Below are 9,739 nucleotides of genomic sequence, written 5' to 3' on the forward strand. Positions count from 1 at the left end.
TCTTAATGTAACGCCTGATGATGAGCTTTTAAAGATAAGAAATAAGCAAGTCCTTATGAAAGATATTTTAAAAGATAACTCATATCATAGAAATAATAACACAATTAAAAAAGATAAATTTAATAGTGTTGAAAAAAGCAGAGGTGGTAGAGAATAATTTTAAATACTAGCTACTATTTTATTTAAAAAATAATAATTATTAAAATAAAACTAAATTAAATAAACGAAATATACTAAAAAATATCAAAATAAAAAGTATAAAAAAATATAAAAATAAAAATAATATAAAAATAAAAATAATATTTAAGTAATTGTTAATTTTAAAAAATACTTTTCCCTTTTAAGAAATTTAAAAGTCAATACCTTTGCCATATCCGACATTTTGTAATTTTTTGATATTTTATAAATATGAGTAAAATACGATAAAAAGGGATAAAACTAACTGTTTTAAAATATTAATTAAAACTTAAAGTTTAAAAATGGATTGAAGCTTGTATTTGAGGCTACTTTAAATACAAGCTCCGTCTGATTATAGTGTATTTTTTTAAATTTTAGGGTAAATTTCTGCCATAAATTGATAAAATTTCTATTGAGTTATTTTCTTCATCTATATAAAATGGTATTACATAATTTTTAAAAATTAAATCACGGATTTGTTGATTATTAAAGGCTGTGCTTTTTCTATGTTTGTATGGCATGAAAGTTATTTTTTCTATGGCTTCTAATAAGCCATCATAGAATTTAACAGCATTTGCTGAACTATCTTTCCATATGAAGCTTACTATTTCATCAGTTCTCTTTTCAAATTTTTTATTATACTTAATTTGCATACTCACCAAGCCTTGCAAATAATTCTTTTTTGTGTTGTTTGAATTCATCATGACTTATAAATTCTAATTCTCCACGCTCTCTTTGTGCTAAGATTTCTCTTAAGTCATCCTTATCGGCTTCTGAGAGTTCATATTCGCTATTTTGTTCATTTTTTGAGTAAAATATCTCTGAATTTGGATCTATAGCTCTTACTATATTTTTTATTGATTCAATCACTTTTGAATTAATGTTCGCATTTATTGTTATAGTTTGCATGTTTACCCTTTTTTATTTGTATTAGTTTTTAATTGCCAAGTCTTTCAATGTTTTCTATCATATCATCAACTGATGGACTATATGTATATTTCTTTTCGCAATATTTCGCATCAAGTGAATAATCTCTTCCGAGAGACGGCTCATTTCCAACATATCCTTGGTTTCTTAATTTCTTGTATTTTGCCATTATTTTTTTACACTCTGCTTCTGTAGGCTCTGAATTTTTTTGTGTTTGTTGTACTTTCGGAAGCTGTGGCATCTTAATTTCGCTACAAGCCGTAAAGAACACAGCAATTAAACTCAATGTTAAAATTTTACGCATTTTAAAAACCTTTCTAGTTAATTTATAAAATTATAGCATATTTTTAATGCTATTTTAATTCGTAATCTTTTTTGCTTTTACATTGTAATTATACTATTTTATAGCTTAAAAAATAATAAATATTAAAATAAAACAAAATTAAATATACTAAATAAACTAAAAAATATAAATATAAAATAGATAAGATAACATAAATATAACAATAATATTTAAGCATATTCTAAGTTAAAATCCGCTTTCTCTCCCCCTTTTAAAGAAAAACAGTTAAGATATTATCATTACCGACATTTTGTAATTTTTTGATGCTTGGCAACCACTCACAAAGCACAACAGAAAGGGGAAAAACAGAATGTATCATAAACTTAATTAATGCTTAAAGTTCAAAAACGGATCTTGAGTTTAAATTTGAAATTATATTAAATTTATTGTAGCAAATTGCTATTACCTTGATCTCTCTATTAAATTATCTTTGGATATTTTTTTAAATTTTTCAACATAGCTTTTATCTAAATTGATTCCATTTTTTTGCAATTCAGCATATTGTTTTTTAATACTATTAACAAGATCTTTTTTGGCTTGTGAAATTAAAATATTTTGTTTCTTGTTTAAATAATCTATTTTCTTTTCTAAATCTTTGCATATTGTTTTTTCTTTTTCTTTTACGATTTTTTGTAAATCTTCTTTGAGGCTTGGAAGCTCTTTTTCTATGGCATCTTTAACAATATTTTTATTGATATTATCATAATCGTGCGATGAAAAATTTCTAATATCTCTAATTCCTTTTAAATCTTTTTCTTTAAGTCCATTTAATGCTTCTTTGTTGCCCTCTTCTTCTATTTTCTTAAATTGCTGATGTATTACATCAAAATGTTTCATAATGGCTGGTTTTGTGAGTAACTCATCTTCTAATGCTTCTGAAATGCCCTTTGTTTTGCAAATTTCATTTATTAGATCTATTTTTTCAATAGCTAGTTTTAATCTTCTAATGACTTTATTAGACATATATTGCTCCTTTTACTATTTTGCTTTTTTCTATTTCTTGTTTTGAATAAAAATCACATATGTCAACTGGCTTATTAAAATGTTTTGAAATTTTATTTTTTAATTGGTCTAAATAGTCAAGTGCTTTAAATGCGTGTAGTCTACCTAAAAATTTTTCTTTATCTGCTAAAACCACTATATCAATATCTGAATTTTCATCTGCATAGCCGTCAGCATAACTTCCAAAAAGACCAATTCCATTTATTCCATCTTTTTTTAAATGTGGTTTTATTTCAGATAAATATTCAAGTATTTGTCTTTGTGATAAAATCGGCATTTATACTCCTTTTAAAATTTCTTTTGAGTTATCTTTTGGCATTATAACATATTTATCTAATCATAATTTTTCCGTCTTTTTTCAAACTCTTCATAAATTGGCATTAAAATTTCATCTTTATGATTAATAAAATCAAAGCCTAAAGAATTTAAATAATCAGCCATAAGTTCAATACTGCTTTTTAAAAACACAAGCTCTTTGTTGCTGATATTTGATAGCTCCGTCACTTCAAGTGGTAACGGAGAATTGATTAACTCTTGCATTATTTCATGTGTTCTTTGAAATTTATTATAGCTTTTATCTATCATGGGCTTCCTTGTGCTAAATTTAATTATATCATTTAAAACTTTTTGTTCTTTTTCTTTGTCTGGGCTACTCATTCTAGTTTTCCTTTTTCATATTCATAGTATTCTAAAATCTCTTTTAATCATTTGATGTTCACAGTGTTTCATGTAGCTCATCTTTTATCCTTTTTAAAATTTTGAGCAGTGTCTCGCTCTTTTTATGAGTTAATTATACTATTTTTAAATTTAAAAAATAATAAATATTAAAATAAAACAATATTAAAATAAATAAATAAACTAAAAAATACAAATATAAAAACAATAAAAAAACATAAAAATAACAATAATGTTTAAGCATATTTTAAGCTAAAATTTGCTTTTTCTCCCTTTTTAAAAGAAATACCAAAACCGTTTGGGTAACGGCACATTTTGTAATTTTTTGACATTTTGCAAATAACCACAAACCACGACAAAAAGGGGAAAAACAAAGGATACTATAAACTTAATTAGAGCTTAAAGTCTAAAAACCACTTATAATATTATTTGATTAGTTATTTTGTTCTCCTATCTTGATTTCGAATAATCTCTTGATATTTTGTTTTCTAATATATTTAATCTCTTATAACATTCTCTCATTCCTTGAATGCATCTTACTTTTGGCTCTATTTCTTTAAATTTGGCTATATTTTGGCTAAATAATTCTTTTACTTTCTTATCCTTTGCATATGGCTCTAAAATGTCATATTTCTTTTGTAAATATTCAACATTTTTTTTAAAGTCATTTATTGGCTTTAAAAGGCTTTCTTTGTTGATATCTTTATTATCTAGTCCTAGTTCTTTGCCTATAACTAAATCATCGCTAAAATCTTTTAAAATTGGTGTTATTCTTTTTGTATTTGGTATAATTTCTTCTACTATTTTGCAAAATTCTTTTCCACGATCATCATTATCAAAGCCAAGCAAAAATTCAGCATTTGGAGCTAGTTTTTGAAGTGCTTTTAAAGCTATTTTCTGCGATTGCGAAATTTGACCATTTGTTGAACAAAGCAAGGTTTCTTTTAAGTTGATGTTATTAATTTGTGCGTATGATAAAGTATCTATCATGCTTTCACAAACTACTATATTTTTAAACTCTTTTGGATTTTTATTTGCATCATCAGCTTTTAAAACTTCTAAGCCTTTATTTCCATTGCAAAGTTGTTTAATTGGCTTATTATATGGTTTTCCTTGTGGATCTTGTGTAATTGGGCTAGAAAGATAGCTAATTGTCCCAGTTTGTCTTAAATACTCTTTATTTCCATTTTTTGTTTGTATTGATGCTAATGTATAAGTTGGAACTACTACATTTTTATATTTTTCATCTTGTCTTAAAAAGCTAAACCTTGATAATAGTTCAATATTTAATTTTCTTTTACTTACAAAAAATGAATTTTTATCTACATTATTCATTTTTTTATATTTATCTATGATTTTATTACTATTTCGATTTAAATTTATTATTGGTTTAATACTGCTTTTTAATTCTTTTATTTTATTTATGTTATTTGTATCTATTAAATCTGAGGCTTTAATTCCACGATTTTTGGCAAAATTATAAATATTTCCTTTGTCCTTATCATCGTTTGGATTAAAATATAAATAATGCCCATTTTGTTGGCGTGATATAACTATTGTATCCGAGTTTTCATTTGTAAGTGTTTTGTAATTTTGGCTACTTTTCTCTCTTTTTTCAAAGTAGCCATTATTTCTTAAAATTTCATCTAGTGGAAGTTCTACTAAATTTTCCATTATTCATCATATACCCAGCAATTTTTGTTTATTTTATAATTTTTATAATATTTTGGTTTGCAAAAATTCGATGTGTTTTGTTTGCAAAATTTATAATTACTTTTTTGCATTTGTACTGAATTTGGATTTTTTGCATACAAATTATCATATGTTTTTTTATCTATCATAGTCATTGTAATGCCTTGATTCCAATCTTCTATATTATAAAAATTTGTAGGACATGTATATTTAACTTTAATATCCGTATATTTACTTGTTTTGAGTAATTTGCAACTCTCTGGCAAATTTGGATTAATTCTTGCATGAGTTGCAATTTTTCTTTTTCTCATTCTTTCACCAACATATTCTATTTTATACTTATATTCTACCCTTGTATTTAAATACTCAATATTGCAAGGCTCAGAAATATAGACTAATATATCATCTCTTAATCTTTTAAATTCAGTATCTTTTTGATCCGCACCATCTGTTGGACATAATTTTAAAAATGATTTTCTTGCATTTATTGTATCTTCCCATTTTTTTTCTTTTATTGAAAAAAATCTATCCAGCGATGGCTGACATTCTCCAGGTTTTACACTACTGCTCAAGCATAAAATTGCTTCACAAGATAGTTTTACATCTCCTGTTAATTCTCCAGCATTTGTAAAGCTTACTAGGGCAATACTGCCCATTAAAGTTTTTAAAATTATATTTTTTTTCATCTTTCCATCTCCTTTTGTGATGTTTTGTTCTTATTTGATTGCTGTTCCAAAGTTTTGTTAAAATCGTTCTGTATTTTTTTATGTAATTTTGGATAGCTGTGTATAAATCTATCATGATTTATATCTGCATTTTTAATTTTGTTATATGCTTTTACAAAGTTATATTTTTTTCTAATATCTTCGTAAAGTTCTTTTTCTGCATCCATTTGCTTTAAATTTGTTGTTATGGATACATTAAAAAGTTTATTTAAGAATTTTATATCTTTTTCTTCTGCGTCTTTGTTTTTTATTATAAAATTTAAATATTTATTTCTTTCTTGTTCGTTAAAATTAAAAACATCAGCTAAGGTTTTGCCTAGTTTATAATTCATCTCTTTATCTTTTTGTTTTGTTGTTTTGTTTGAGTTTATATAGTTTTCATATTCTTTTTTAGAATTTTCAAGCATTTTTCTTTTTTGAATTGGCGTTAAAAGGGGAGATAAATTTTTTAATTCTTCTGCTTCATTTATTGCTTTTTCAAGATTAAATGTTTTCATTGTTTTAATTCTACTTGTTCATAAACATAAATTTAGGTAGTCCTAGCTCATCTTTTGGCAATTTTCTTTTTTCAGGTTGAAATAAATCATCATTTCTTTTATATTCAACTACTTTTTGTTTAAAACTGTTTTCATCTAAATTTTTAAAATTTGCATCATTGCTCATTTGTCTGCCTGATGCTATGGTGCTTGTATAATTTATATTTAGTTCATATTGTTGCTGTAAATTCTCTAAAATTTTAATTAAAATTGAGTTTGTAAGTGCTTGGGCTTGTTTTTGATTATTTGCCTTTCCTAGCTGTTTTGAAAGCTTTTTTAAATCATCTTTCATTTTAGCTCTTGAGTATGGATTTGTTTTATCTGCATTGTTAAATGTATCTTCAAAGCTTAGAAGCATATTTGTTCTTTTTATATTGTCTCGCTCTTGCAAAAATCTTTCAGCGTTTTTAATATTATCAATTTGAGTTTGTAAATTTGCTCTTTCTATTGGATCTATTGTTTTTTCCATTTTTGTTGTAATTTCTTCTATTGTTTTGCTTATATTTGCCCCATCTCTTAGTGCATATGTACAACGATTGACTTTGTCTTTTATTGTAACTGAGCTTTTTTTAATAGATATTCCAAAAAAACTACTATTTTTTTCCAAAAAGGAACAAGCAGTTTGTACTCTCGCAATATTTTTCATAACATCTTGTGGTATATTATTTACATCATCGTAAATGCTTTGCATTTGATTTATCATTTCTTGTGCATCGCCTAATATTTCATATACATCATTCATATCTACACCAAATTCTTTCATTTGCTTTTCAAAATTTAGAGTATCTTTTACCATTTGCTCGTATTGTTTTATCTGCTCTGCATAGTCTTTTAGCGTTTGTGTATATCCCAATACTGCTTGGGCAATTGCAGCAACATCAATTGTTGGTATTCCACTTGCATTTGCATTGCCTAAAAAAATTGTAATTGATGCAATTACTGATATAGCTGTTTTTTTCATAATTCTATACCTTTGTCATTATTTTTTTCTTGTTTTTGAAATTTTAAGTAAGCTTCTTCTAGCTTTTTTGTTGCTTTTGGATAGTGCTTTTTAAATCTTTGCGTATTGATTTCATTACCTTCTTTTATTGCATGATTCATTCTTGTGTCGCCTGATCCATTTTCTAATTGATGATAAGAGCTTACTAGTTGATTCATGTTGCTAGTGTTTTGAACCATTTGAAAAAAATCTTTTTCTTTATTCATCATTTTTAGTTCTTGATTTGCTTCCTTATAGAGAGAATAGTTGTTTTCTTTAAATAAGTTCATTAGCTTTTCATCTTCTTTGTTTGGTGTTAAAATCTTTTTAGTTGGATCATCTTCACTAAACTCTGTTCTTTGACTTATGCTTTTTAGTGGTTCTTCGATTTCTTTTATTTTATTCATATATTTGTTTTCTTTTGTGGCGTCATAATCATGTGCTTTTGCTAATGCATAATTTAGTCCGACATAGGCATCTTTTTGCTGTAAGAAATCATTATCATTTGATTGTTTATAGTTATTTATTTCTTTTTCAAGCATTTTTCTTTTATCTACTGGGTTCATTTCGTTTTCCTTTGTTTTTTCAAGTTCCATTACTCTGTGTTTTAATTTAGACATTTTTTCTACAAATTCACACCTTTTTTCGTATGGTGCATTTGTTTTTATAGAATATTCTTTATCGGCTTTAAGCCATATATTTTCCATAACAATATCAAAATCCTTTATTCCGTTGTAGTCAATATTCCACCAAAAACCTTTTTTTGGGTTTTTATCGTCACTTACTCCAACGAAAATATTTTCTTTTTTTCCAATGTTAATATATTCTCCATCTACAACTTTTAAACCAACTTCTTTTGCTATTTTTATATGCTCTTGATTTATTCTTTCTTTATTTTCAATCATATATTTATAACTCCCTTGATCTATCATTTTCTTTATTTTTTGTTTTATCAAGTATTTTTTCTTTTGTTTTTTCCAATGTTTGATTTACTTCTTTATACATTTTTGGATATGTGTTTTTAAAATTTGGAGTTTCTTTATCTATTGTTTCCATCATGTCTTTTATCTTATAATAGCCTTTGATATCAAGTCCTTTATTTTTTTCTTTTTCGTATGTTGTTCTTAATTTTGCATAATTTGAGCGTTCTTTTTCTATATCATCAATTCCACTTTTGACTTTTTTTCTCTCACTATAAACTTCTTTTACCAAATCACCCACTGCTTCTTTAAATTTTGGACTATCAAACGCTAGTTCTAGTTTTTCTTGTCTTTGTCTTGATCTTACTTCGCTTTCTTCTTTTCCTTGTTTTTGAAGAATTTCTAAACTTCTATCAAGTTCTTGGAGTGCAGATATTATTCCATTTACTCCATTCGTATTCATTAAATTATCAATTGCATTATTGAAATTTGCTTCTAGCTTTGATTGTTTATCTTTTAATTCTTCTAATTCTTTTTGTTGTTGGAGTTCTAATTCATCTGCTTTTTTATTCCAATCTATTTGTTCTGATTCTTGTTTTTCTTGTGATATTTTTTCAGTCTTATCTGCTTCCTTTTTTATTTCTTCTTTAATTTCTTTTGTTACATTTTTTCCATTTTCATCGTAAATTTTAAATTCTGTTACTCTACTATTTCCATATCCGTCTTGTCTAGAATTTTCTATTTCTTTATTTTCAAGATAATATTTCATTATTTCTTGTTTTGAGCCTTTTAGTTTTAACTCTTCTATTTCGCCATAGTTGTCCCCACCAGTATCTTGATATAGATATATTTCATATATCTTCGTTGATTCTTTTTTATTGTTTTTAATTTGCTCTTCTTTTTCTTTTATTTGTTCATCTATTTTTTCTTTTTCTTTTAAAATATCTAAACTTTCTTTTAAAAACTCATCTTTTTCTATTTTGTCTAAGCCGTTTTTTAAATATTCGCTTTTTTCTTTTGTTCCATTAAATTCTATGATCTCTTCTTGTTTTTGTTTGATTTGTTCATCTATTTTTTCTTTTTCATCAAGTGAATCTAATGCTTCTTTAGCGTTTTGAGATAAATTTTCATCTGATTTGTTTAAATTTGTTTGAATTTCTTTTTGTTTTTCTTCATTTTCTTCCAGCTCTGATTTTTGTTTTTCATTTTTTTTAATTTTTTCTTGTGGTTTATGGCTTTGAAATGCTTCACTTATGCCCATATCCATCTCTTGTTCGGCTAAATAGCCCCATTCTGAAAGTTGTTCTTGTGTTAAATCATCAGCCATTTTCAAGTCCTTTTTAATTATTAACTATTTAGATTATTCTACTATCATTAAAATTTAAATCGGCTGTAAAAAACTATATATAAATATTCTGGGATAATGCTCACAAATGCCTTTAAAATTAAAAACAAAATTCTTTTTGTGTCTTTTCCTTACTTTTTATTTTAAATTGCAAAAATGCCCCTTTAAATTGATTTAAATGCGTATTTTGTTTTATAAACAGCATTAATATTTTAAATATTACTACTTATAAATATATTATTAAGAAAATTCTAAGAATTGCCTTAAAATCTTAATCTAAAATTAAATACAAAATCTATTTTTATCTCTAGCTAAAAATTTAAATTTTTCTTATAAATTTTAAATTTTTGAAAAAAATAAAATTAAAATATTGATTAATATATATTATTTTAAATTAAAAAGTATTACTGCCACAACT

12 protein-coding genes are annotated in these 9,739 nt (G+C 25.2%); all 12 read right to left on the minus strand.

Annotated elements, in window-relative coordinates; translation table 11 throughout:
• Positions 1–551: 551 nt before the first annotated feature.
• The 12 genes from O6B72_RS09120 to O6B72_RS09175 all read right to left on the minus strand — a co-directional run bounded on the left by O6B72_RS09120 (position 552) and on the right by O6B72_RS09175 (position 9,303).
• Positions 552–830 (minus strand): type II toxin-antitoxin system RelE/ParE family toxin, encoded by a 279-nt coding sequence (locus tag O6B72_RS09120; RefSeq protein ID WP_269492966.1) that lies wholly within the window; start codon positions 828–830, stop codon positions 552–554.
• On the minus strand, positions 820–1,086 hold the full coding sequence (locus tag O6B72_RS09125; protein WP_024962927.1) for a hypothetical protein: 267 nt from the start codon (positions 1,084–1,086) through the stop codon (positions 820–822). Before O6B72_RS09125 ends, O6B72_RS09120 begins: the two co-directional genes overlap by 11 nt.
• 28 nt (positions 1,087–1,114) lie before the next feature.
• Positions 1,115–1,345, minus strand: a complete 231-nt coding sequence (locus O6B72_RS09130; protein ID WP_147568306.1) for a hypothetical protein — start codon at positions 1,343–1,345, stop codon at positions 1,115–1,117.
• A gap of 504 nt (positions 1,346–1,849) precedes the next feature.
• Positions 1,850–2,410: a HepT-like ribonuclease domain-containing protein gene (locus O6B72_RS09135; protein WP_269492967.1), complete on the minus strand. Its 561-nt coding sequence runs from the start codon at positions 2,408–2,410 to the stop codon at positions 1,850–1,852.
• Entirely contained in the window at positions 2,403–2,726 is a 324-nt protein-coding gene (locus O6B72_RS09140) for a nucleotidyltransferase family protein (RefSeq protein WP_269492968.1), read from the minus strand. The genes O6B72_RS09135 and O6B72_RS09140 overlap by 8 nt, the downstream gene beginning before the upstream one ends.
• Before the next feature lie 56 nt (positions 2,727–2,782).
• Entirely contained in the window at positions 2,783–3,106 is a 324-nt protein-coding gene (locus tag O6B72_RS09145; protein WP_269492969.1) for a hypothetical protein, read from the minus strand.
• A 468-nt stretch (positions 3,107–3,574) separates the two neighbouring features.
• Positions 3,575–4,798 (minus strand): toprim domain-containing protein, encoded by a 1,224-nt coding sequence (locus tag O6B72_RS09150; protein ID WP_016646374.1) that lies wholly within the window; start codon positions 4,796–4,798, stop codon positions 3,575–3,577.
• Entirely contained in the window at positions 4,798–5,502 is a 705-nt protein-coding gene (locus O6B72_RS09155) for a TrbM/KikA/MpfK family conjugal transfer protein (RefSeq protein WP_269492970.1), read from the minus strand. The genes O6B72_RS09150 and O6B72_RS09155 overlap by 1 nt, the downstream gene beginning before the upstream one ends.
• Positions 5,499–6,038: a hypothetical protein gene (locus tag O6B72_RS09160; RefSeq protein ID WP_269492971.1), complete on the minus strand. Its 540-nt coding sequence runs from the start codon at positions 6,036–6,038 to the stop codon at positions 5,499–5,501. The genes O6B72_RS09155 and O6B72_RS09160 overlap by 4 nt, the downstream gene beginning before the upstream one ends.
• Before the next feature lie 10 nt (positions 6,039–6,048).
• Complete coding sequence (locus O6B72_RS09165) at positions 6,049–7,038, minus strand: type IV secretion system protein (RefSeq protein ID WP_016646377.1); 990 nt, start codon at positions 7,036–7,038, stop codon at positions 6,049–6,051.
• The gene (locus O6B72_RS09170; protein WP_269492972.1) at positions 7,035–7,961 is read right to left on the minus strand and encodes a hypothetical protein; all 927 of its coding nucleotides are present in this window, start codon (positions 7,959–7,961) and stop codon (positions 7,035–7,037) included. Before O6B72_RS09170 ends, O6B72_RS09165 begins: the two co-directional genes overlap by 4 nt.
• A 4-nt stretch (positions 7,962–7,965) precedes the next feature.
• Positions 7,966–9,303 (minus strand): PDDEXK family nuclease, encoded by a 1,338-nt coding sequence (locus O6B72_RS09175; protein ID WP_269492973.1) that lies wholly within the window; start codon positions 9,301–9,303, stop codon positions 7,966–7,968.
• Positions 9,304–9,739: the final 436 nt, after the last annotated feature.

The organism is Campylobacter ureolyticus, from assembly GCF_027277485.1.
GTDB lineage: Bacteria > Campylobacterota > Campylobacteria > Campylobacterales > Campylobacteraceae > Campylobacter_B > Campylobacter_B ureolyticus_B.

Bases quoted from the DNA above. Each gene is read 5' to 3' on its own strand.
- O6B72_RS09130 (WP_147568306.1), bottom strand. From the start codon at position 1,345: ATGCCACAGCTTCCGAAAGTACAACAAACACAAAAAAATTCAGAGCCT.
- O6B72_RS09160 (WP_269492971.1), bottom strand. From the start codon at position 6,038: ATGAAAACATTTAATCTTGAAAAAGCAATAAATGAAGCAGAAGAATTA.
- O6B72_RS09165 (WP_016646377.1), bottom strand. From the start codon at position 7,038: ATGAAAAAAACAGCTATATCAGTAATTGCATCAATTACAATTTTTTTA.
- O6B72_RS09140 (WP_269492968.1), bottom strand. From the start codon at position 2,726: ATGCCGATTTTATCACAAAGACAAATACTTGAATATTTATCTGAAATA.
- O6B72_RS09175 (WP_269492973.1), bottom strand. From the start codon at position 9,303: ATGGCTGATGATTTAACACAAGAACAACTTTCAGAATGGGGCTATTTA.
- O6B72_RS09170 (WP_269492972.1), bottom strand. From the start codon at position 7,961: ATGATTGAAAATAAAGAAAGAATAAATCAAGAGCATATAAAAATAGCA.
- O6B72_RS09120 (WP_269492966.1), bottom strand. From the start codon at position 830: ATGCAAATTAAGTATAATAAAAAATTTGAAAAGAGAACTGATGAAATA.
- O6B72_RS09135 (WP_269492967.1), bottom strand. From the start codon at position 2,410: ATGTCTAATAAAGTCATTAGAAGATTAAAACTAGCTATTGAAAAAATA.
- O6B72_RS09145 (WP_269492969.1), bottom strand. From the start codon at position 3,106: ATGAGTAGCCCAGACAAAGAAAAAGAACAAAAAGTTTTAAATGATATA.
- O6B72_RS09125 (WP_024962927.1), bottom strand. From the start codon at position 1,086: ATGCAAACTATAACAATAAATGCGAACATTAATTCAAAAGTGATTGAA.
- O6B72_RS09155 (WP_269492970.1), bottom strand. From the start codon at position 5,502: ATGAAAAAAAATATAATTTTAAAAACTTTAATGGGCAGTATTGCCCTA.
- O6B72_RS09150 (WP_016646374.1), bottom strand. From the start codon at position 4,798: ATGGAAAATTTAGTAGAACTTCCACTAGATGAAATTTTAAGAAATAAT.